At 69.4% G+C, this 20,663-nt stretch carries 20 protein-coding genes; 12 read left to right on the top strand and 8 right to left on the bottom strand.

Annotated elements, in window-relative coordinates:
* The first annotated feature begins 27 nt into the window (after window positions 1–27).
* Window positions 28–1,323, top strand: coding sequence for a 5'-deoxyadenosine deaminase (locus tag LT965_RS13720; RefSeq protein ID WP_232701409.1), 1,296 nt, complete (start codon window positions 28–30; stop codon window positions 1,321–1,323).
* A 2-nt stretch (window positions 1,324–1,325) separates the two neighbouring features.
* Here LT965_RS13720 and LT965_RS13715 read toward each other — a convergent pair whose 3' ends face one another.
* Complete coding sequence (locus LT965_RS13715; RefSeq protein WP_232701408.1) at window positions 1,326–1,523, bottom strand: hypothetical protein; 198 nt, start codon at window positions 1,521–1,523, stop codon at window positions 1,326–1,328.
* Window positions 1,524–1,684: 161 nt separating this feature from the next.
* Here LT965_RS13715 and LT965_RS13710 point away from each other — a divergent pair, with 161 nt between their 5' ends.
* From LT965_RS13710 to LT965_RS13670, 9 genes are all read left to right on the top strand, one after another.
* Window positions 1,685–2,608 (top strand): 3-hydroxyacyl-CoA dehydrogenase family protein, encoded by a 924-nt coding sequence (locus LT965_RS13710; protein ID WP_232701407.1) that lies wholly within the window; start codon window positions 1,685–1,687, stop codon window positions 2,606–2,608.
* Window positions 2,605–3,414 carry an enoyl-CoA hydratase/isomerase family protein gene (locus LT965_RS13705; RefSeq protein ID WP_232701406.1) on the top strand — a complete coding sequence of 270 codons (810 nt, stop codon included), beginning with the start codon at window positions 2,605–2,607 and terminating at the stop codon, window positions 3,412–3,414. Before LT965_RS13710 ends, LT965_RS13705 begins: the two co-directional genes overlap by 4 nt.
* A 34-nt stretch (window positions 3,415–3,448) precedes the next feature.
* Window positions 3,449–4,564 carry a helix-turn-helix transcriptional regulator gene (locus tag LT965_RS13700; protein WP_232701405.1) on the top strand — a complete coding sequence of 372 codons (1,116 nt, stop codon included), beginning with the start codon at window positions 3,449–3,451 and terminating at the stop codon, window positions 4,562–4,564.
* A 77-nt stretch (window positions 4,565–4,641) separates the two neighbouring features.
* Window positions 4,642–5,892: a Glu/Leu/Phe/Val family dehydrogenase gene (locus LT965_RS13695; RefSeq protein ID WP_232701404.1), complete on the top strand. Its 1,251-nt coding sequence runs from the start codon at window positions 4,642–4,644 to the stop codon at window positions 5,890–5,892.
* Window positions 5,893–5,947: 55 nt separating this feature from the next.
* Window positions 5,948–6,646, top strand: coding sequence for a ribulose-1,5-bisphosphate 5-phosphatase (locus LT965_RS13690; protein WP_232701402.1), 699 nt, complete (start codon window positions 5,948–5,950; stop codon window positions 6,644–6,646).
* Window positions 6,646–7,272: a ribulose-1-phosphate aldolase gene (locus tag LT965_RS13685; protein ID WP_232701401.1), complete on the top strand. Its 627-nt coding sequence runs from the start codon at window positions 6,646–6,648 to the stop codon at window positions 7,270–7,272. Before LT965_RS13690 ends, LT965_RS13685 begins: the two co-directional genes overlap by 1 nt.
* A gap of 74 nt (window positions 7,273–7,346) precedes the next feature.
* The gene (locus tag LT965_RS13680; protein WP_232701400.1) at window positions 7,347–9,713 is read left to right on the top strand and encodes a penicillin acylase family protein; all 2,367 of its coding nucleotides are present in this window, start codon (window positions 7,347–7,349) and stop codon (window positions 9,711–9,713) included.
* On the top strand, window positions 9,713–10,027 hold the full coding sequence (locus LT965_RS13675) for a hypothetical protein (RefSeq protein WP_232701399.1): 315 nt from the start codon (window positions 9,713–9,715) through the stop codon (window positions 10,025–10,027). Before LT965_RS13680 ends, LT965_RS13675 begins: the two co-directional genes overlap by 1 nt.
* Window positions 10,028–10,075: 48 nt before the next feature.
* Window positions 10,076–10,735 carry a class I SAM-dependent methyltransferase gene (locus LT965_RS13670; protein WP_232701397.1) on the top strand — a complete coding sequence of 220 codons (660 nt, stop codon included), beginning with the start codon at window positions 10,076–10,078 and terminating at the stop codon, window positions 10,733–10,735.
* On the opposite strand, the gene LT965_RS13665 is transcribed toward LT965_RS13670, so the two are convergent.
* Window positions 10,720–12,006, bottom strand: coding sequence for an oxidoreductase (locus LT965_RS13665; protein WP_232701396.1), 1,287 nt, complete (start codon window positions 12,004–12,006; stop codon window positions 10,720–10,722). The two genes, LT965_RS13670 and LT965_RS13665, sit on opposite strands and share 16 nt — an antisense overlap.
* Window positions 12,007–12,091: 85 nt before the next feature.
* On the opposite strand from LT965_RS13665, the gene LT965_RS13660 reads away from it, so the two are divergent.
* The gene (locus tag LT965_RS13660; protein ID WP_232701395.1) at window positions 12,092–13,465 is read left to right on the top strand and encodes an NAD(P)/FAD-dependent oxidoreductase; all 1,374 of its coding nucleotides are present in this window, start codon (window positions 12,092–12,094) and stop codon (window positions 13,463–13,465) included.
* Window positions 13,466–13,497: 32 nt separating this feature from the next.
* Here the strand turns inward: LT965_RS13660 and LT965_RS13655 are convergent, their stop codons facing one another.
* A complete protein-coding gene (locus LT965_RS13655; protein ID WP_232701394.1) occupies window positions 13,498–14,649 on the bottom strand; it encodes an NAD(P)/FAD-dependent oxidoreductase in 1,152 nt (383 codons plus the stop codon).
* 197 nt (window positions 14,650–14,846) lie between these two features.
* Between LT965_RS13655 and LT965_RS13650 the strand changes: the two genes are divergently transcribed.
* Complete coding sequence (locus LT965_RS13650; RefSeq protein ID WP_232701393.1) at window positions 14,847–15,818, top strand: ornithine cyclodeaminase family protein; 972 nt, start codon at window positions 14,847–14,849, stop codon at window positions 15,816–15,818.
* A 30-nt stretch (window positions 15,819–15,848) separates the two neighbouring features.
* On the opposite strand, the gene LT965_RS13645 is transcribed toward LT965_RS13650, so the two are convergent.
* The 5 genes from LT965_RS13645 to LT965_RS13625 form a co-directional block, all read right to left on the bottom strand.
* Window positions 15,849–16,553: an ABC transporter ATP-binding protein gene (locus tag LT965_RS13645; protein WP_232701392.1), complete on the bottom strand. Its 705-nt coding sequence runs from the start codon at window positions 16,551–16,553 to the stop codon at window positions 15,849–15,851.
* 82 nt (window positions 16,554–16,635) lie between these two features.
* Window positions 16,636–17,391 carry an ABC transporter ATP-binding protein gene (locus LT965_RS13640; RefSeq protein WP_232701391.1) on the bottom strand — a complete coding sequence of 252 codons (756 nt, stop codon included), beginning with the start codon at window positions 17,389–17,391 and terminating at the stop codon, window positions 16,636–16,638.
* Window positions 17,388–18,431: a branched-chain amino acid ABC transporter permease gene (locus LT965_RS13635; RefSeq protein ID WP_232701390.1), complete on the bottom strand. Its 1,044-nt coding sequence runs from the start codon at window positions 18,429–18,431 to the stop codon at window positions 17,388–17,390. The genes LT965_RS13640 and LT965_RS13635 overlap by 4 nt, the downstream gene beginning before the upstream one ends.
* Window positions 18,428–19,336, bottom strand: coding sequence for a branched-chain amino acid ABC transporter permease (locus tag LT965_RS13630; protein ID WP_232701388.1), 909 nt, complete (start codon window positions 19,334–19,336; stop codon window positions 18,428–18,430). The genes LT965_RS13635 and LT965_RS13630 overlap by 4 nt, the downstream gene beginning before the upstream one ends.
* 3 nt (window positions 19,337–19,339) lie before the next feature.
* Complete coding sequence (locus LT965_RS13625; protein ID WP_232701386.1) at window positions 19,340–20,629, bottom strand: ABC transporter substrate-binding protein; 1,290 nt, start codon at window positions 20,627–20,629, stop codon at window positions 19,340–19,342.
* Between the last annotated feature and the right edge of the window lie 34 nt (window positions 20,630–20,663).

Genomic DNA, 20,663 nt, shown 5'->3' with positions numbered 1-20,663 from the left:
GGCGCGGCCGTCGTAGAACGTGAGGGAATGACGCTACTGTGCGCCGACACCGTCGTCTGTGACGCCGAGACCGTCGTCGAAGACGGCGCGGTCGTGGTCGACGGCGACCGCATCGCGGCTGTCGGGGACCGCGAGGACCTCCGAGAGCAGTACCCGGACCACGAGCGCGTGGAGTCCGACCTGCTGGCGCCGGGACTTGTCGGCGGCCACGTCCACTCCGTGCAGAGCCTCGGACGCGGCATCGCCGACGACGAGGAACTGCTGGACTGGCTGTTCGACCACGTCCTGCCGATGGAGGCGTCGATGGGTCCCGAGGAGATGCGCGCCGCCGCGGACCTCGCGTACCTCGAACTCGTCGAGTCCGGCACGACGACGGCCGTCGACCACCTCTCGGTCTCCCACGCCGAGCAGGCGTTCGAGGCCGCCGGGGACAGCGGCGTGCGCGCGCTCATGGGGAAGGTCCTGATGGACAGGGACTCCCCAGAGGGCCTCCTGGAGGACACCGAGGAGGCACTCGCTGAGACCGAGGAACTCATCCGGGAGTTCGACGGCGCGCACGACGGCCGCATCCGGTACGCCGTGACGCCGCGATTCGCGGTCTCCTGTACGGAGGCGTGCCTGCGGGGCTGCCGCGAGTTGGCCGACGAGTACGGCGTCCGCATCCACACGCACGCCAGCGAGAACCGGGGCGAGATCGAGGCCGTCAAGGAGAACACCGGCAAGCGCAACGTCCACTGGCTGGACGAGGTCGGACTGACGGGCGAGGACGTGGTGCTGGCTCACTGCGTCTGGACCGACGAGAGCGAGCGCGAGATGCTCGCCGAGACGGGAACACACGTCACGCACTGCCCGTCGTCGAACATGAAACTCGCCTCCGGCGTCGCGCCCGTCACGGACTACCTCGACCGCGGCATCAACGTCGCGCTCGGCAACGACGGGCCGCCCTGCAACAACACGCTGGACGCGTTCACGGAGATGCGCCAGGCCAGCCTGCTCGGGAAGGTGTCGGACCTCGACCCGACGACCCTGCCCGCGCGCACCGTCTTCGAGATGGCGACCCGGAACGGGGCGATGGCTGCTGGCTTCGACGACGTCGGCAAACTCCGCGAGGGGTGGAGAGCCGATGTCGTCGGCCTGGCGACGGACAACGCCCGCTCGACGCCGATACACGACCCGTACTCCCACCTCGTCTTCGCGGCACACGGCGACGACGTGTCGCTGACGATGGTGGACGGTGAGGTACTCTACCGGGACGGCGAACACGTCCGGATGGACGACGCGGCCGTCCGGGAGCGCGCCAGGGAGTTCGCCGACGGCTACTGAGCCTACCGGTGGTTGTCGACCCAGTCGTCGAGTTTCTCGTTCGCGCGGTCGGGGTCGCGGTCGGCCCGCAGCAGTTCGTCGAGTAGCTCCGCGGCCTCCTCGGAGACCCAGCGGCTGGCCCGCAGTCGCGGGATTAGTCTCGCGCGCAGCCAGTCGAGTGGGCGCTGCGGGGAGAGCCGCGAACGCGTCCTGTCTGCCATCGATCGTCCAAGAGTCGACGCGCGGCCGCCTTGAACCTGTCCTCACGGTTCCTCCGTCGCCGTTCGCGTTCCCGTGGTTCTCGCTCGCCTTGCTCGCTCCGAACCACGCTGTCCTCGCCGACCCGGGTAGCTTTTTCACGAGCGCCGAGCAACTCCGTGGCATGAACGTCGCAGTACTCGGCGCGGGCACGATGGGCCACGGCATAGCGCAGGTCGCCGCGATGGCGGGCCACGACGTGACGCTCCGAGACGTGGACGCGGACATCGTATCCGAGGGACTGGACGCCGTCGAGTCGAATCTCGAGGGCGGGGTCGAGCGCGAGAAGGTGACGCCCGACGAGCGCGACGCGACCCTCGACCGGCTCTCGGGGACGACCGACCTCGAGGAAGCCGTGGCGGCCGCCGACCTCGTCGTCGAGGCCGTCCCCGAGGACGTCGATCTGAAGCAGACCGTTCTGAGCGAGGCGGAGGACGTCGCGCCCGCCGACGCCGTACTGGCGTCGAACACGTCGAGTCTCCCGGTGACGGAACTCGCGTCGGCGCTCCAGCGTCCAGCACAGTTCGTCGGCCTCCACTTCTTCAACCCCGTCCACATCATGACGCTCGTCGAGGTGGTGGTCGCCGAACAGACGAGCGAGGAGACGCTGTCGTTCGCCCGGGAGTTCGTCGAAGACGTCGACAAGACGGTGGTCGAGGTGCAGGACTCGCCGGGGTTTGCGTCCTCCCGCCTCGGCGTCTCCCTCGGCGTCGAGGCGATGCGGATGGTCGAGGAGGGCGTCGCCAGCCCCCGGGACGTGGACGCGTCGATGGAACTCGGCTACAACCACCCGATGGGGCCGATCGAACTCGGGGACGTGGTCGGCCTGGACGTGCGCCTGGACATCCTCGAACACCTCCGCGAGGAGCTCGGTGAGCGGTTCCGGCCGCCACAAGTGCTCAAGCGGAAGGTACGCGCGGGCAAACTCGGGAAGAAGACCGGCGAGGGGTTCTACGTCTGGGAGGACGGCGAGATCGTCGGGACGAGCGGCGATCTGGGGGCGACCGACGGAGAAGCCGCGCGCGACGGAGGGGGTGAACAGGAGTGAGCGACGTCACCGAGACTGCCGCCGACTGCGAGTTCGTCCGCGTGCGCGAAAACGACCCCGAGTACGTCACGACCATCACAATCGACCGCCCGGACGCGCGGAACGCGCTGCACGGCCCGCTCCGCGAGGAACTGAAGGCGGTGTTCGCGGCTGTCGACGACAGCGAAGCGCGCGTGGTCGTGCTCACCGGCAGCGACGACGCGGGAGCGTTCGTCGCAGGCGCGGACGTGGGTGAACTCCGGGAGCGGAACGCCGTCGAGCAGCGCCAGGCGAGCGAGCGCCCCCGCGTCTACGAGACGGTCGAGGACGTCCGCCAGCCAGTGATCGCGCGGCTGAACGGCCACGCGCTCGGTGGCGGCCTCGAACTGGCGCTCGCCTGCGACGTCCGCATCGCCCACGAGCGCGCGAAACTGGGCAGCCCCGAGATCAACCTCGGCATCATCCCGGGCGGCGGCGCGACCCAGCGCCTCCCGCGCGTCGTCGGCGAGGGGCAGGCGATGAAACTCGTCCTCTCGGGCGACCTGGTGGACGCCACGGAAGCCCGCGACATCGGCCTCGTGGAGGACGTGTACGGCGACGAGGAGTTCGACGACGCCGTGGCCGACCTCGCGTCCTCGATGGCCGCTCACAGTCCAGTCGCCCTGGCGTACGGCAAGGACGCGGTGAAGGCAGCCTCGCGGATGGACCTGGAGGCGGGCATCGAGTACGAGGCGGAACTGTTCGCACAGCTGTTCTCCACGGCCGACAAGGACGAGGGCATCGACGCCTTCTTCGAGGACCGGGACCCCGAGTGGCGTGGTCGATAACAACCCTTTCAAGCACGCCGTCCGAGGGGGAACCATGGAACGGGGAGCGGCCTGGGTCGCCGGATTGCTCGTCCTCGCGACGGTGCTGTCGCCAGCGGCCGTCGCGACGACGCCAGACGGCGCGCTCGGGATGCCACAGGAGTTCGACCCGGACTCCGTCTCGCTGTCCGCGTCGGTACAGGACGACGGTGACGCCGAGTGGACGTTCACCTACCGGACGCGTCTGACCAACGACAACGAGACGGCCGCCTTCGAGTCGCTGCAGGACGACATCCGAACGAACACCTCCGACTACGTCGGGCAGTTCGAGAGCCGTATCACCGCGACGGTGGACGCGGCGGAGAACAGCACGGGCAGGCAGATGTCCGTCGAGAACGTCACCGTCTCGACGCGCGTGAACAGCCTCAACGAGGAGTCGCTGGGCGTCGTCACCTACCAGTTCGAGTGGCACGGATTCGCGGCCACCGAGGAGAACGCCATCGCCGCCGGCGACGCCCTCGAGGGGTTCTACCTCGACAACGAGACGTCGCTGACGATGTCGTGGCCGGATGGCTACGAGACGGCGGAGATCGACCCCGAGGGGACGGCCCCACAGGAGGACGCCGTTCAGTGGCAGGGGCCACTGGAGTTCGGTGACGGTCAGCCGAGCGTCGTCGTGGTGCCGAGCGCCACCGCGACGACGGAGACGACGAACGCGACGACGACTACCGACGGCGGCGAGGACGACGAGAGCGGCGGTGGGCTGCTCGTCCCCGCGCTCGGGGGCGCCGTCGCCGTCCTCCTGCTCGGCGGTGCCGGCTGGCTCTACTGGCGCCGCGAGACGGCGGACCGCGACGGCGCCGGGCCGGCGCCCTCGGACGCCGAGGAGGGCGGGACTGGGGCTGCGACACCCGGTGGCGACGCGGGACCCGACCAGCCGCCGTCGGAGCTACTGAGCAACGAGGAGCGCGTCCAGCAGTTCCTCGAGTCCCAGGGTGGTCGCGCCAAACAGCAGGCCGTCGTCGAGGCGCTCGGCTGGACGGAGGCCAAGACCAGTCAGGTGGTCAAGCAGATGCGCGAGGACGACGAACTCGAGTCGTTCCGCATCGGCCGCGAGAACGTCCTGAAGCTCCCGGAGGCCGACGCTCCGGGCGAAGGCGGCGACCAGTGACACTCCGTCGTGTGGTCGCGTAGCACGGCGGGTTCGATACGGCACACACTTGTACGGACCGCAATTTTTGCCAGAGTATGACCGAGAGCGGCCCGCTGGACAACATGCTCGCGCAGATGGAGGACGCACGGGAGTACGTCGACATCGACGACGGCATCTACGAACGGCTCCAGTCCCCCGAACGCACACTCAGTGTCAGCCTCCCCGTCCGCATGGACGACGGGACCGTGGAGGTGTTCGAGGCGTACCGCTGCCAGTTCGACAGTGCACGCGGGCCCTACAAGGGCGGGATCCGCTACCACCCGACCGTCTCCCAGGAGGAGGTGTCGGCGCTCGCCGGCTGGATGACCTGGAAGACGGCGCTCGTCGACCTCCCCTTCGGCGGCGCGAAGGGCGGCATCGTCTGCAACCCGAAGGAGCTCTCCGATACCGAGATCGAACAGCTCACACGGCGCTACACGGAGGGCATCCGTCGGATGATCGGGCCGGACACGGACATCCCCGCGCCGGACATGAACACGGACCCCCGGACGATGGCGTGGATCATGGACACCTACTCCGTCTACCAGGGGTACGCCGTCCCGGAGGTCGTCACCGGCAAACCGACGGAGATCGGTGGCACCGACGGTCGCGTCGAGGCGACCGGACGCGGCGTCGCAATCATCACCGAGGAGACCTTCGAGTACTTCGACACCGACGTGCGGAACGCCGACGTCGCCATCCAGGGCTTCGGGAACGTCGGCAGCGTCACCGCCAGACTGCTCGACGAGCGCGGCGCGAACGTCGTCGCCGTCTCCGACGTCACGGGCGCCATCTACGACCCCGACGGCCTCGACGTCGACGACGTCCTCGACTACGTCGCGGGCAACGACGGCCGCCTCGAGGGCTACGACGCCGGCTCCATCTCGAACGACGACCTGCTCACCCTCGACGTCGACGCCCTCATCCCGGCGGCCATCGAGGACGTCATTACAGCCGACGTGGCCGAACGCCTCGAGGCCGACGTGGTCGTGGAGGCCGCGAACGGCCCGACCACGTTCGACGCCGCGAACGTCCTCGAGGAGCGCGAGATTCCGGTCGTCCCTGACATCCTGGCGAACGCCGGCGGCGTCATCGTCTCCTACCTCGAGTGGGTCCAGAACAGCCAGCAGTACTCCTGGGAACTCGAGGAGGTCCACCGGGACCTGGAGGCCCGGATCACGAGCGCCTTCGACGAGACGCTCGCCGCGTACGAGGAGAAGCAGATCCCGACGCTGCGCACGGCCGCGTACACCATCGCGCTCGAACGGACCGCCTCCGCCCACGAGTACCGCGGCCTGTTCCCGTAGACTGCGGCCGACCACAGACCCAGAAGTTAACCCGCGAACCGTGGAACGGTGAGGTATGACCTACGAGGCGGTGTTCGTCGACCTCGACAACACGCTGTACTCCTACCCGGAGTGCAACGAGGCCGGCAAGCAGGCGGCCTGGGAGGCGGCCCGCGAACTCGGTTACGAGTCGGGTCGGGAGGACTTCGAGGCGCTCTACCAGGCGGGGCGCCGGGAGGTCAAACGGGAACTCGCGGGCACGGCCTCCGCCCACGAGCGGTTCCTCTACTTCAAGCGCGCCATCCAGATACACGCCGGCACCCACAGCGCCCGTGACGCGCTCGCGCTCGGCGAAGCCTACTGGGGGACGTACGTCGACGAGATGGAGCTGTTCGACGGGGTCGAGGAGACCCTCGAAGCGCTCCACGAGTCGGACCTGGACGTCGCCATCGTGAGCAACCTCACGACCCGCATCCAGTTGAAGAAGATCGAGCGCCTCGGCATCGAGGAGTACGTCGACCTCGTCGTCACTTCCGAGGAGACGGGCCGGGAGAAACCCAGCAGCGTGATGTTCACGCTCCCGATGGCCCAACTCGACACCAGACCCAGCGAAGTGGTGATGGTCGGGGACTCCGTCACCGCGGACATCGCGGGGGGCAACGCCCTCGGCCTGACGACGGTGCTGTTCAACAACGACGAGGCCGACCTCGCGGGCCGCGAGCGCCCGGACCACAGGATTGACGCGTTCGGGGAGCTAACGGGGCTGGTACTGTAATGCTCGCCCGCGAACGCGTCGCCGTCGTCGACCACGCACCGCTGTTGAGCGACCTGACGCCCGGCCGCACGGGCAACCTGAGCGTCCGCCGCGACGACCAGTTCGCGGCCACCCCGACCGGCGTGCCCTACGACGGGTTCGACGCCAGTGACGTCCCGGTCGTCACCCTGGACGGCGACGTCGTGGCCGGCGAGATGGCACCCACGAGCGAGGTGCCGATGCACACCGGCATCTACCAGCGCCTCGACGCGGGCGCCATCGTCCACACGCACTCCACGTGGGCGACGACGCTCGCCGTGCTCGGCGACGAACTCCCGCCGATTCACTACATGATCACCGCCGTCGGCCGGTCGGTGCCGGTCGCGGGCTACGCCCCCTACGGCACGGACGAACTCGCGGAACTCGTCGTGGACGAGATGGAGGCGGCCGAGTCGAAGGCCTGCATCCTCGCCAACCACGGGCTCGTCGTCGTCGGCGAGGACCTCCCGTCGGCCGTCGAGAACACGGTCCACGTCGAGAACCTCTGTCGGCTCTACCTCGAGGCCCGTCAGCACGGCGAGCCGAACCGACTCTCCGAGGAGCAGCTGGCGACCGTCGAGCGGAAGTTTGAGTCCTACGGCCAGTAGCAGCCACCCTCTCCTGGCGCCTGTCGGCCAGCCGACCTGTACAGTTATAAGTCGCGGGCAGTCACTCGGAACTCATGGACGACGTCGACATCCTCCGCCGCGGCCTCGTGACCGCAGTCGTCGGCGGGGTGACGGCAGGCGGCCTGTTCACGCCGGCTGCGAGCTACCTCGACCGGTTCGCGCCGCTCTCGGGGGACGTCTGGCAGTCGACGACCGACGGGACGCCCGGCGAGGTGGAGAGCCCGTACGGGCCCGCGACCCTCCAGTACGACGGGCACCGCGTACCCGAGGTCAGTGCCGACGACGAGCGCGCGCTCTACTACGCCGTCGGCTACGCGCACGGCACCGACCGACTGTTCCAGATGGACCTCCAGCGCCGCCTCATGCGCGGCCAGCTTTCGGCCGTCGTGGGCGAGGCGACGCTCGACTCCGACGAGTTCCACGTCCGGATGGACTTCGCACGGGCGGCCGACGCGAACTGGACCGCCCTCCAGTCACGGAACCCGGAGGTCGCAGGGATCCTGGAGGCGTACACCGAGGGCGTGAACGCGGCCCGCGACGATCAGCGCTTCCCGCCGGAGTTCGAACTGCTGGACTACGAGCCCGCGCCGTGGACGCCCGCCGACACGCTGCTCCTCCAGTTGCAGATCTCTTGGACGCTCACGGGGAGCTTCGAGACGCTCCGACGCGCGCAGCTCCGCGAGGCGCTCGGCGACACCTACGAGGAGCTGTTCCCGCGGCGCTACGACCACGACAGCCCGATTCTCCGCGACGCGGACGCGGGGCCGGTCGACTCGCTCGCGGGCGACGACAGCGAGCGCAGCGACGGCCCCGGTGCGGCGCTCACGGAGTGGCTCTCGACGTTCGAGTCACCGGACGGCGTCGGGTCGAACAGCTGGGTCGTCGGTGGCGAGCACACCGAGAGCGGCCAGCCGATCGTCGCCAACGACCCGCACCTCTCCCTGCTCGCGCCGCCGGTCTGGTACCAGCAGCACCTCGACGGCCCCGACGACTGGGTTCGCGGGGTGACCTTCCCCGGCGTCCCGTTCGTGATCATCGGGGAGAACAGCGCGGGGGCGTGGGGGTTCACGAACGCCGGCGCGGACGTCCTGGACGTCTACGAGTACGAGGTCGACGGCGATCGCTACCGCTACGAGGGGGAGTGGCGCGAGTTCGACACCGAGGACCACACCATCGAGGTGGCCGACGGCGAGGACGTCACCGTCACGAAGCGCAAGACAGTCCACGGGCCACTAATCGAACGAGAGGGCGAACGAGTCGGCGTCGCGTGGACCGGCCTCACCGCCACCGCGACGACGGACGCCATCCACGCCTACGCCCACAGCGAGGGCGTCGAGGACTTCCGCGATGCGACGCGGGACTTCGACCTGCCGACGCAGTGTGTCGTCTACGCGGACCGCGACGGGAACACGTACTTCAAGGTCACCGGCCGCATCCCCGTCCGGCGCGTCGACGGCGAGGAAGTGCCGGGCTGGTGGGTGTTCGACGGCTCCGCGGGCGAGGGCGAGTGGGCCGGGTTCACGCCGTACGGCGAGTCCTCCTGGGACGGCTTCGTCCCCTTCGAGGAGAAACCCGGCGCGCTGAACGCCGGGTACGTCGCCACCGCGAACCAGCGCATCGTCGACGACCCCAAGCACTACCTCGGGGAGTCGTTCGCGGCGCCGTTCCGTGGCGAGCGCATCTACGAGTTGCTCGACGACTGGACGGCCGCCGGCGACGTGAACCCGGCAGACATGCGCGACCTCCAGCGGGACGCACTGGACACGCGCGCCCGGCGGCTGGTTCCGCGACTGCTCGACGCCGTCGACGTCGAGAGCGCGGGCGCGCCCTTCGAGGCGCTCGCGGACTGGGACTACCGGATGGTCGCGGACAGCGAGGGAGCGCTCGCGTTCGCCGTCTTCCTCGACGCCTACCGCGAGGAACTCTACCGCGCGGGGTTCGACGCAGTCGAACTGGGCGAGGAGTACTGGCCGGGCGACTGGGTGACAGTCACGCTCCCGGCGGACGCGGCGTGGTTCGACCGCGAGGCGACGCCGGCGAGCGCGCCAGCGGCGATGGAGACCGCGCTCGACGCGGCCGCCGACCGCGTCGGCGACGAGGGCTGGGAGACGTACGGGGACTACAACGTGGTCGCGCTCGCCCACCCGTTCGACCAGTCGTTCCTCAACTACCCCGAGATGCCGACGGACGGCTCTCCCGCGACGGTGAACAACTTCCGGCGGGACAGCGACGTGGGGAGTAGCTGGCGGATGGTCGTACCGATGGACGGCGACGCGACGGTCGTGCTCCCCGGCGGGAACGACGGCGACCCGTTCAGCGGCCAGTACGACGACCAGTTGGCGGCGTGGGCGGCCGGCGACTACTACGCCTTCGACCGGACGTTCGGGGGACCGACCATCGAGTTCGGGGGTGGTGAGTGATGCGCCGCGCCGCGGTCGGCACCGTCGGCGTCGTCGCCGCCTTCGCGCTCGCCTGGGTACACTGGGTCGGCCTGCTCGTCGGCGGCATCGTCGTCGGTGTACTCGCACCCTCGTGGTCCCGGGCACTCGCCACGGGCGTCGGGTTCGGACTCCTCGCGTGGCTCGGCTTCCTCGTGGTCCTCGCGGACGCGGGGCGACTCGCGGCCTACTGGGGGTCGGGGCAACTGCTGTACGTGAGTTTCGCAATCCCGGTCGTGCTCGGACTCGTCGGGAGCCTCGCCTACGGACTCAAACCCATCGAGCGCGCCGACTGAGCCGGGAGTGCCCGCGGACTTTTGTGACGGCCGACCGAACTCAGTGGTGTGACTGTCGCCGAGACGCAGACGTTCTACGCCCGCTGGGCCCGCGCGTACGACTGGTTCAGCCGGCTCCTCCCCGGCCTCGGTAGCCTGCGGAGCGAGGCCACCGACGCGCTCGCGCTGACGGCGGGCGACACGGTCGTCGATCTCGGCTGTGGCACCGGCGCGAACCTCGGCTACCTCCGCGAGCGCGTCGGCCCGGAGGGCACGGTCGTCGGCGTCGACCTCACGCCGCGAATGCTCTCACAGGCCCGGGCGGGCGTCGAGCGCGCCGGCTGGCGGAACGTCCACCTGGTCCGCGGCGACGCTGCACGCCCGCCGGTCGACGACGTGGACGGGATACTCGGGTCGTTCGTCGTCGGCCTGCTCGCAGACCCGGTCGACGGCATCCGGGAGTGGGTCGACCGCCTCGCGCCGGGCGGCCACGTCGCCGTGCTCGAGGCTGGCCGCAGCGACCGCCGGTTCGCACGGCGGCTCAACCGGCTGTTCGACGCGTTCGTCGCGGCCGGCTCGCCCGGTGAGAGCCAGTCGGACCCCGGCGCCGAACTCGACAGGCAGATCGACGACGCGCGCGGGGCGATGGCCCAGTACGCGCGGCTCACGTTCGACGAACGGCGCGCTGGCGGCTTCGTCCGTCTGTTCGCGGCTCAGTCGCGGTCGTAGGCGTGCTCGCGTTCGAGGCGGCCGCGCTCGGCGAGCACCGACGGCGTGCGGCAGATGCCGGGGGCACCGGTGACCTGGGGGACCGTGCAGTTGTTGCAGTTCTCGCAGACAGCAGCGCCGCCGTCGTTGAGCAGGCGCGCCGGGAGGCGGGGTTCTGCGTAGAACGGCCGGCCCATCCCCACCAGGTCGCAGGCGTCGCCGAGCAGGCGGTCCATCCGCTCGCGCTCGCGGACGCCGCCCTCCAGCATCACCGGGACGTCCACGCGCTCCCTGACGCGCCGGCAGAGGTCGGCGTTCCACGCGGGTTCGAACGTCGCGTTGCGGGCCTGGAGACGGTTCGCGAGCGAGACGAGACGGGCGCGCCACTGACTGCCGAACGCCTCGGCGTACCCGGCTTGGAACTGACCCTCGCGCCAGGCGCGCTCCGGATACTCCCCGCGGACGATGTGCATGTCCCAGAAGGGGCTCCCGGAGACCGGGACGACGGCGTCGAAGCCGGTCTCTGCGGCGCGCTCGCAGAGGCGGACGCAGTCGTCTTCGGTGAGGCGACGACGGATCACCCGGGGCGCCCGCGACTCGGCCGGAATCTTCGCGATGAGCGGGACGTCCGTGCGCGCCCGGACCTCGTCGTGGAGGGCTTCGAGGAACCGGAAGCCGTCACCGAACTCGTCGTCGCGGCGGTTGTAGAACGGCGAGAGGAACTGCTGGACGAGGCCCATGTTCGCGCCGGCGACGTGGATGCCGTGGTAGCCGGCGTCCGCGAGTCGCTCGGCCGCCCGCCCGAAGTCGGCAGCGAGTTCGTACACCGCCTCGGTAGAGAGGACGTCCGGGGAGAGGTCGAGGAAGCCCGCGTGGTCGGCGAGGCGCATCGGGAGCGGCGGCCGGGAGACGGCCAGCTGGTCGAGGTCCGGGTGGGCGTCGCGGTAGCCCGCGTGCCACACCTCCATCGAGCGCAGGCCGCCGTGAGCGAGTTGCGCGAACACGCGGCCGCCGTGGGACTCGATGGCCTCGGGGACCGGCGAGAGGGTGGCGACGAACGCGTCGTCGTGGACGCGGGTCATGTTTGGGGCGGCACACCCGCTCTCGCTGCGCACGATGGTCGCGCCCTGGCAGACGAGGCCGGCGCCCGACGCCGCCGCGGGTTCGAGGTCCGCGACGAGCGTCTCCGCGGTGTCCTCGTCGGTGCCCGCACACTCCAGCAGCGGCGCGCGGTAGAGACGGTTGCGCAGGCGGAGTCCGCCCACGTCGACGGGGTCGTCGAGACGCGGCATACGTACCGTCACGGGCGCGGCCCGCTTGAGACCTGTGGGCGTGAAAACTCGAAGCACTTTAAGGACAGCGCGGTGACTGGCGACTATGACCAACGTCGACGTGGCCATCGTCGGCGGCGGACCAGCCGGGTCCGCTGCCGCCTACGCGGCCGCCGAGCGAGGTGCGGACGTCGTCGTCTACGAGAAGGGCGTTCCCCGGGCCGACCGAGACCGACTCGGGCCGGACTCCACGGACGCCGCGGGTTTCCTCGACTACTGGCTCGACGTCGCCGACCTGGAGTTCGAGGACATCCCCGAGGACGTCATCGAGCAGGAACTCGCGGACGCGGAGTTCATCGGTCCCACGGAACGCGTGTCGGTCGACCGCACGGGCATCGAGGCCGACTACGACGGCTTCGGGTTCACGTTCCACCGCGCGAAGTTCGACGACTGGCTCCGCTCCCGCGCGGAGGACGCGGGCGCGGAGTACCTCGTCGGCACGTCCGTGAAGTCCGTCGACTCGGAGCTCGACGGCGCCCACAGCCACACACTCAGACTCGGTGACGGCGAGTCGGTCACCACGGAGTACCTGATTCTCGCGGACGGCCCACAGCGCCAGGTGACGATGCGCGTCCTCGACCCGCTGCTCCCCGACGGGAAGCGCGCCAGCGAACTCCTCTCCCCGCCGACGGCGAACCACATCGCCTACCAGGAGTACCGGCGGTTCCCCGACGAGCTGTTCGACGCGGACTCGATGAAGTTCTGGTGGGGGTGGATGCCCGGCGAAACGGCCTACCCCTGGGTGTTCCCGAACCGCGACAACGTCGCCCGCGTCGGCCTCACGATGCCGATGGGGATGGACGTCGAGGCGTTCGACGCCAGCGAGTGGCGACTGCTCCGCGAAGACGACGAGCAGATCCCCTCCGGCGGCGTCTACGTCCGTCGCCTGCTGGAGGAACTGTACGGCGACGAGTACGACGTCGAGGCGGACTTCCCGCTCGTCGAGGGCCACGGGAAGTCCAAGAGCACGGAGACGTACCCAATCTCCTCGACGCGTCCCATCGAGTCCCCCACCGAAGCCGGCATCGCTGTCGTCGGCGGCGCGATGGGGACGACCTCGGCGTTCCACGAGGGCGGCGACCACGTCGCCCACCGCACCGGCCTGCTCGCTGGCGAACTCGCCGCTGAGGGCCGACTCACAGACTACAACGACGCGTGGCACGACGCCATCGGCACGGAGATCCGGCGCAACGTCGCGATGGCCGACGTAGTCAGCGAGTACGGGCCAGCCGACTGGGACCGGACCATCCGCATCACCCGCAAGATGTTCGAGTCGAGCGAGAGCGGGAAGATCATCTCGAAGTCGAACGCGCGCTCGGCGGCTGGCGGCCTCAAACTGTACACGCAGTACCGGCGCGCGAAGTTCCGCTACCGGAAAAAGAACTACGCCCAGATCCGGGAGTCGGACTACCAGTTCTGAGTGAGGCGGGGCGACAGCGGCCGTCTACGTTCTCACGCGACGTTCCGCTCGACCAGGTCGTCGCCCGTCTCGAAGCGGTCGCTGGTCAGCTCCGAGATGTCCGTCAGCGACGGTTCGCCGTCGACGCAGAGTTCCGCGACGAGCTGGCCGGTGGCTGGCGCGTGCTGGAAGCCGTGGCCGGAGAAGCCGGCTGCCGTCACGAACCCGGGGATGGTCTCCTCGACGATGGGGTGGTGGTCCGGCGTGACGGCGTAGAGGCCGGCCCACCCGCGCTTGATGCGTGAGTCGCCGTCGAAGTACGTCGTGTAGTCGGCGGCGCGTTCGACCGCCGTCGCTGCCCACTCGATGTCCATCGACTCCGAGTACCGGTCCGGGTCGACGGGGTCGCCGTCCTCCTCGAAGTGACCGCCGACGAGCGCGGCGCCGTCGCGTTCCGGCCGGAAGTACGACCCCGTCTCGAGGTCGATGGTCAGCGGGACGCTCTCGGGGACGGGGATCGTCGGGTCGACGACCGCGATCTGTCGGCGGTGCGGTTCGATTGGGAGGTCCACGTCCGCCATCGCGGCGAGCGGGGCCGCCCACGCGCCAGCGGCGTTCACCACGAAGTCGGCGTCGAGGCGCTCGCCGTCCGCGAGTTCGACGCCAGTGACGGCCGCCCCGTCGGTGAGCACGTCTGCCACCGCGGTGTTCGTCCGGACGTCCACACCGCCATCGCGTGCCGCAGCGGCGTACCCCTGGACGGCGAGGTTCGGGTCCGCGAAACCGTCGGTCGCGTGGTAGGTCGCACCGACGAACGTCTCGGCCTTGAGGCCGGGGCAGTACTCCACGGCGTCAGCCGGGTCGAGGAACTCGCTGTCGACGCCGAGGTCGTTCTGCATCGCGACGTTCTCCCGGAACTGTGCGGCCGCCTCCTCGGTGCGCGCGAGGAAGAGGTACCCACAGCGACGGTGCTCGATGTCGACCCCGAACACCGACTCGAAGTCGTCCCACACCTCGCGGCTGGCCTCCGAGAGTCGGACGTTCACCGCGGTGGAGAACTGGCTCCGGATTCCACCGGCCGAGCGCGCCGTGCTCGCCGAACCGAGCGACCCCTTCTCGCAGAGAACCACGTCGACACCCCGCTCCGCGAGGTAGTGAGCCGACGAGAGCCCGACGATACCACCGCCGACGACGACAACATCCATGTGAACTACCTTCACGCCGTGACGAGAATAAATCTGCCGGGCGCGGCCCGACGCTCGACGCGCGTCACTGGACGAGGGGAGTGGTCTGGACCAGCAGGGAGGGCGGTCGGCGCCGCCCCCACTGCCCGTCGGCGAGCCCGTACGCCCGGCCGCCGAACCGGGAAAACCCTAACTCGGTGGCTCGCGTCGCCGGGTCTATGGTACTGGTACTGTCGGACGCGGACGTCGGCGACCTCCTCGACCTCGAATCGCTGGCACCCGTCGTCGAACGTGCACTCGTCAAACAGGGCGCCGGCGAGGTCGAACGGCCAGACCGACCACACTACCCGGTCGGGACGGGGCTCGACTCGGCGGACAGCCTCGGTGAGGGGCTGGTGATGCCGGCGTACGTCCACGGCGAGTCGTACTTCGCGACGAAACTGGTCAGCGTTCACGCCGACAACCCCGACCGGGGGTTGCCGACGATACACGCCCAGATCGTGCTCGCAGACGCCCGGACCGGCGAGCCGGTGTCGTTCATGGACGGCTCCCGTATCACGAACGCCCGCACGGGCTGTATCGGCGGCCTGGCGGCGCGCGAGCTCGCCGTCGACCCGATCCGACTCGGGGTTCTGGGCGCCGGCGCGCAGGCCCGCTGGCAGACCCGCGCCATCGCCGCACTCGCCAACGTCGAACGGGTCGCCGTCTACTCGCCGAGCGACTCCAGACACGACTGCGTGGCGGACCTCCGGGACCACGGCATCGACGCGACGGCCGTCGAGTCGCCGGGGGCCGCCGTCGAGGACGCGAACGTCGTCGTCACGGCGACTACGAGTGCCGAACCCGTCTTCCCTGCCGAGGCGCTCCAGCCCGGGACACTCGTCGTCGCAGTCGGCGCGTACAACGCCGAGATGCAGGAACTCGAGCCGGCGGTGTTCGACCGTGCCGCCCGGGTGTTCGCGGACGTCCCCGAGGAGGTGGCGGGCATCGGCGACATCGTGGCGTCGAGCATCGGCGAGCGGGACCTGATACCGTTCGCCGACGTCCTCGCGGGGACGGCGGGCCGCGACAGCGACGAGGAGATACTGGTCGTCGAGAGCGTCGGCACCGCAGTGCTGGACGTCGCCGCCGCTTCGACGGTGTACGACGCCGCGCGCGACGCGGGCGTCGGGACCGAGCAGTCGCTCTGAGTCGAGTGAGAACGGCGGGAGAACGGCGGCTCAGCCGCCGAGGAACTGCTGACGTACCTCCTCGTCGTCCAGCAGGTCGCTGCCGGCGCCCTCGTAGCGGTTCTCGCCCTGCGCGAGCACGTAGCCGCGGTCGCAGCGCCGAAGTGCCTCTTTCGCGTTCTGCTCGACCATCAGAATCGACGTGCCGGCCTCGTTGACAGCGTCGATGCGGTCGAACATCTCGTCGACGAGGTCCGGAGCCAGTCCCGCCGAGGGTTCGTCGAGCAACAGCAGGTCGGGGTCGAGCATCAGCGCCGCGCCCATCGCGAGCATCTGCTGCTGGCCGCCCGACAGCGTGCCGGCGCGCTGGTCGAGGCGTTTCTCCAGCACCGGGAACCGGTCGAAGACCGCCTGCCGGCGCTCCTCGGGCACCTCGTCGAGGATGTACCCGCCGAGCCGGAGGTTCTCTTCGACGGTCAGCGACGGGAAGACGTTCTCCGTCTGTGGGACGTAGCTCATCCCGACGCCGATGACGTCCTCCGGGTCCAGGTGGGTGATGTCCTCGCCGGCGAACGTGATGGTTCCACCCTGTCTGTCCGCGAGGCCGAAGATGGCCTTCATCGCGGTCGACTTCCCGGCGCCGTTCGGCCCGACGATAGTGACGTACTCGCCGTCGTCGACGTCGAGGTCGACGTCGAACAGCACCTGGAGGTCGCCGTAGCCGGCGTCCAGGGAGTCGACGTCCAGCAGACTCACTGTCTCACCTCCGTCGGTCGTCCGACGCTGCCTGCGCTCCACCGAGCACCGTACCGGCCGTGCGTGTGTCCTTCGTACATACTTACTCTCCGAGGTAGGCGTCGATGACGCGTTCGTCCGACAGCACAGTCTCCGGTTCGCCGTCGATCAGCACACTCCCCTGTTCGAGGACGACGAGGCGGTCGACGAGCGCGGTCAGCGTCTCCAGTTCGTGTTCGATGACGACGACCGTCATCCCCTCGTCGTTGAGCGCCTCGATGCGCTCGGCGATTTCGTTCGTCAGCGTCGGGTTGACACCGGCGAACGGTTCGTCGAGCAACAGCAGGTCGGGGTCGAGCATCAGCACGCGTGCGAGTTCGAGGAGCTTGCGCTGGCCGCCCGAGAGACTGCTCGCGTACTCGTCGCGGAGGTGGTCGAGTTCGAACGCCTCGATGAGTTCGTCGGCGCGCTTCGCCACGTCGTCCTCGACAGCCTGCATCTCGTCGCTGCGGAGGAGCGCGGGGAGCGTGCGCTCGCCCGGCTGGTCGAGCGCCGCGAGTCTGACGTTCTCACGGACGGTCATCGTGTCGAGCTGGCGAGTGTGCTGGAACGTGCGAACGAGCCCGTTGCGTGCGAGCACCTCCGGCTGGTCGCCGGTGACGTCCTCGCCCTCGAAGACGACCGTGCCGCGGTCGGGCTTGACGACGCCGCTGACGCAGTTGAAGAACGTCGACTTGCCGGCGCCGTTCGGCCCCATCACGCCGACGAGTTCGCCGCTGTCGACGGACATGGTGACGCCGTCGAGTGCGCGGAGTCCGCCGAACTCCTTGACGAGTCCGTCGACGTCGAGCAGCGTCACGAGTCCACCCCCAGTTCCTTCTCGTTACCCCAGATGCCCGCGGGCCGGTAGCGGATGACGAGGACGAGGATCATCCCGACCGCGATGAGGCGGATGGACGCGAACTCCCCGGAGGAGACCGGGAGCGACTGGTTCGCGAACCGGGAGAACAGCCGCAGCCCCATGATGATCGCGAGGCCGGCGAGCACCGCGCGGTGGTTCGAGGCGCCGCCCAGTAGCATCCCGATCCAGATCGTCACCGTCACCTGGATGGTGAAGAAGCCCGGCGCGACCGCGCCGTTGTACAGCGCGAACAGCCCGCCGGCCAGCCCGGCGAGGGCGGCGCCGTAGACGAACGCCTGCATCTTGTACGTGAACACGGACTTGCCGACCGAGCGCGTGACGAGTTCGTCGGCGCGGATCGCGCGGAGCACGCGACCGTACGGCGCCTCCGTGAGTCGCGTGAGTGCGGCGAACGTCAACGCCGCGGCCCCCAGCATCCCCAGCAGCGTCACGAACATCGCGGTGTCGTAGTCCGCGGCGAGTTCCGCGAGCGGCGTCGGGATGCTGAGGATGCCCGTGGTCCCGCCCAGGAGGTCCTGGAGGTTGCGGGTCAGGCTGTAGAATATCTCCGCAGCCGCGAGCGTTGCGATGGCGAGGAAGTCGTCGCGCAGCCGGAGCGAGGTCGCGCCGACGATCGCACCGACGACGCCGGCGACGATGACGCCGGCAACGAGTGCGAGCGGCCAGGGGTAGCCGAGGCTGGTCCCCGAGAACGACCCTTCGGCGGCGAGGATTGCGACCGTGTACCCGCCGACGGCGAAGAACAGGACGTGCCCGAAGTTCACGAGCCCTGTGTGACCGTACTGGAGGTCCAGCCCCAGCACGAGGATGCCGTAGAGTGCGAAGAGGATCCCCACCTCGACGAACACCAGGAGTGCACTCGGGACGGTGACGACGAGCGGCGAGACGGCGATCGCGATCGCGGCGACGACCAGGACCAGCCCGATCAGGCCGGCGCGGTCGGCGATGTCGCCCGGGAGGCGGTCGGTGACGCTCACGCCTCACGCACCTCCGTCCCGGCGATACCGCTCGGTTTCACCAGCAACACGGCGACCAGGATGACGAACGCCATCGCCGATGAGATGCCCGTCATGCTCGACGGCAGGAACGCCGTCGAGAGCGCGATCACCAGGCCGATGACGTACGCACCGGCGACGGCACCGTACGGGCTCCCCGCGCCGCCGAGAATCGCGGCGGCGAGTATCTGGAGGATGTGCGCGTAGCCGGTCGTGACGCTCACGTTCGTCTGGACGCCGACGAGCACGCCGGAGAGACCGGCGAGCACGCCCGCGAGAATCCAGACGCTGTTGCGGATGAACTGGGTGTCGATGCCGCGGACGCGGGCGAGCGACTCGTTGTCGCCCATCGCACGCATCGCGATGCCGACGTCGGTCCGGGTCAACAGCCCGTGCAGGATGAGGAAGACACCGACCGTGACACCGATGACGACGAGGTGTTCGGACGTCACGAAGAAGTCCCCGAGGAGGTCGTAGGAGCCGACGGGGAGGTCCGGAAGCCCCTCAGTCCGGAACGTGGTGGTCTGCGTGTCGATGTAGCGAGCGCCCCGGCCGGCCCACAGTCGGATGACGTTCCGCAGGACGAGTCCGAGACCGATAGACGTCAGTAGCATCGGTACCGGGCCGGTGTCGTTGATTGGCGTGAAGAACAGCCGCGCGAGCGCGAGGCTGACGATGCCGCCGCCGATCATCGCGACGGCGGCCGCGACGGGGAGTGGGAGTACCCCCGCAGCGAGGAAGCCGATGAACGCACCGATCGTGAGGTACTCGCCGTAGGCGAAGTTGATCATGTTCACGATGCCGTAGATGAGCGTGAACCCGATCGCCGCGATCGCGATGTACGAACCGGTGACGAGACCGAAGATGATGTTCTGGGCGAGTCCCATCTCTCAGTACTCGTCTTCGGCGACGAAGTCACTGAGGTCGGAAGCGGGGATGATCTCGGCCTCGGTGAATTCGCCGTCCTGTGCTTCGCTGACGACGACTGGCCCGATGACGTTCCCGAAGTTCGTGAAGTTCGTCGGGGTCGCCGCGCCCTGGTAGTTGACTTCGTCGCCGTTGTCGAGGGCCTCCTTTCCGTCCGCGAAGTTGGCGACTTCCGTGCCACCGTCGCGCGTGACGGGGCCGAGGTTCTGCTGGATGGCCTCCGGGGTCGCCTCGCCACCGCGGTGGATGGCGAGCGCGATGGCGTTGACAGCGTCCCACGACGGCGGCGTCCAGCCGTTGAGTTCGGCGTCGCCGCCCTGCTCGTAGACCTCTTTGAAGCTGTCGAAGTTGGGGCCGGCCTGGCCGGGACTGGCCGCCCACGCGCCGTTCAGGTCGCTGCCGACCTGTTCTGCGAGGGAGTTCTGCGAGAGGGGGTCCGAGAGGATCGGCTGCCCGCCGTAGCCGCCGTCCGACCAGTCCGAGAGGAGCGTCGTCGCACTCTCCAGGGGCATGCTGACCGCGAAGGCGCTGAAGTCCGCGCTGAACAGGCGTTCGAGCGCCGACTGGTAGCTCGACTCGCCGAGGTTGACCTCGACCTGTTCGGCGACGGTCCCGCCGTTGTCCTCGTATGCGGTGCGGAAGCCGTCGACCCAGCTACGGGCGCCCTCCGCCGTGCCGTTGATGATGCCGACCGTGTCGTGGCCCTGCTCGAGGGCGCGGAACGCAGCGCCGGCGGTGTGGACGGTGTCGCCGATGACGGTCCGCCACACCCACTCGTCGTCGGAGATGTCGTCCGGCGTGCCCATGTCGCCGCCACGTGTGTCGAGGAACGAGGACCCTGGCCACGGCGTGACGATGGGCGTCTCCTGCTCCTGGAGGAAGTCCCACAGCGGGTTGATCTCGCTCGAGAACAGGCCGATGAGCGCGACCGCCTCGTCGTTCTCGATGAGCTGGGTGGTAACCGAGCGAGCCTCCTGCGGGTTGACCGCCGTGTCCCGGCGCTCGACCGTGATCTCGCGGTCGAGCGGGCCGCCCGCGTCGTTGATCTGCTGGACGGCGACGTCGGTCGCCTGCGAGACGCCCGGCTGGAGGAAGTCCCAGTCCCCCGTGAGTGCGGCCGGCTGACCGAGCACGATCTCGCCACTGCCGCCGTCGTCTCCCCCGAGTCCGATACAACCTGCAGTGGCGACCAGTCCGCCACCGCCTGCAACCTTCAGAAACGTCCGCCGATCGACTGTGCTATCCTCTGGCATGACAGTGTACCTCTTCGCGTAGACCAGCATATAC

It is taken from the genome of Halobacterium wangiae (assembly GCF_021249345.1).
Taxonomy (GTDB): domain Archaea; phylum Halobacteriota; class Halobacteria; order Halobacteriales; family Halobacteriaceae; genus Halobacterium; species Halobacterium wangiae.
This window is presented reverse-complemented; position numbering and strand designations above follow the sequence as displayed.

Bases quoted from the DNA above. Each gene is read 5' to 3' on its own strand.
- LT965_RS13720 (WP_232701409.1), top strand. From the start codon at position 28: ATGACGCTACTGTGCGCCGACACCGTCGTCTGTGACGCCGAGACCGTC.
- LT965_RS13715 (WP_232701408.1), bottom strand. From the start codon at position 1,523: ATGGCAGACAGGACGCGTTCGCGGCTCTCCCCGCAGCGCCCACTCGAC.
- LT965_RS13710 (WP_232701407.1), top strand. From the start codon at position 1,685: ATGAACGTCGCAGTACTCGGCGCGGGCACGATGGGCCACGGCATAGCG.
- LT965_RS13700 (WP_232701405.1), top strand. From the start codon at position 3,449: ATGGAACGGGGAGCGGCCTGGGTCGCCGGATTGCTCGTCCTCGCGACG.
- LT965_RS13695 (WP_232701404.1), top strand. From the start codon at position 4,642: ATGACCGAGAGCGGCCCGCTGGACAACATGCTCGCGCAGATGGAGGAC.
- LT965_RS13690 (WP_232701402.1), top strand. From the start codon at position 5,948: ATGACCTACGAGGCGGTGTTCGTCGACCTCGACAACACGCTGTACTCC.
- LT965_RS13685 (WP_232701401.1), top strand. From the start codon at position 6,646: ATGCTCGCCCGCGAACGCGTCGCCGTCGTCGACCACGCACCGCTGTTG.
- LT965_RS13680 (WP_232701400.1), top strand. From the start codon at position 7,347: ATGGACGACGTCGACATCCTCCGCCGCGGCCTCGTGACCGCAGTCGTC.
- LT965_RS13675 (WP_232701399.1), top strand. From the start codon at position 9,713: ATGCGCCGCGCCGCGGTCGGCACCGTCGGCGTCGTCGCCGCCTTCGCG.
- LT965_RS13665 (WP_232701396.1), bottom strand. From the start codon at position 12,006: ATGCCGCGTCTCGACGACCCCGTCGACGTGGGCGGACTCCGCCTGCGC.
- LT965_RS13660 (WP_232701395.1), top strand. From the start codon at position 12,092: ATGACCAACGTCGACGTGGCCATCGTCGGCGGCGGACCAGCCGGGTCC.
- LT965_RS13655 (WP_232701394.1), bottom strand. From the start codon at position 14,649: ATGGATGTTGTCGTCGTCGGCGGTGGTATCGTCGGGCTCTCGTCGGCT.
- LT965_RS13650 (WP_232701393.1), top strand. From the start codon at position 14,847: ATGGTACTGGTACTGTCGGACGCGGACGTCGGCGACCTCCTCGACCTC.
- LT965_RS13630 (WP_232701388.1), bottom strand. From the start codon at position 19,336: ATGGGACTCGCCCAGAACATCATCTTCGGTCTCGTCACCGGTTCGTAC.
- LT965_RS13625 (WP_232701386.1), bottom strand. From the start codon at position 20,629: ATGCCAGAGGATAGCACAGTCGATCGGCGGACGTTTCTGAAGGTTGCA.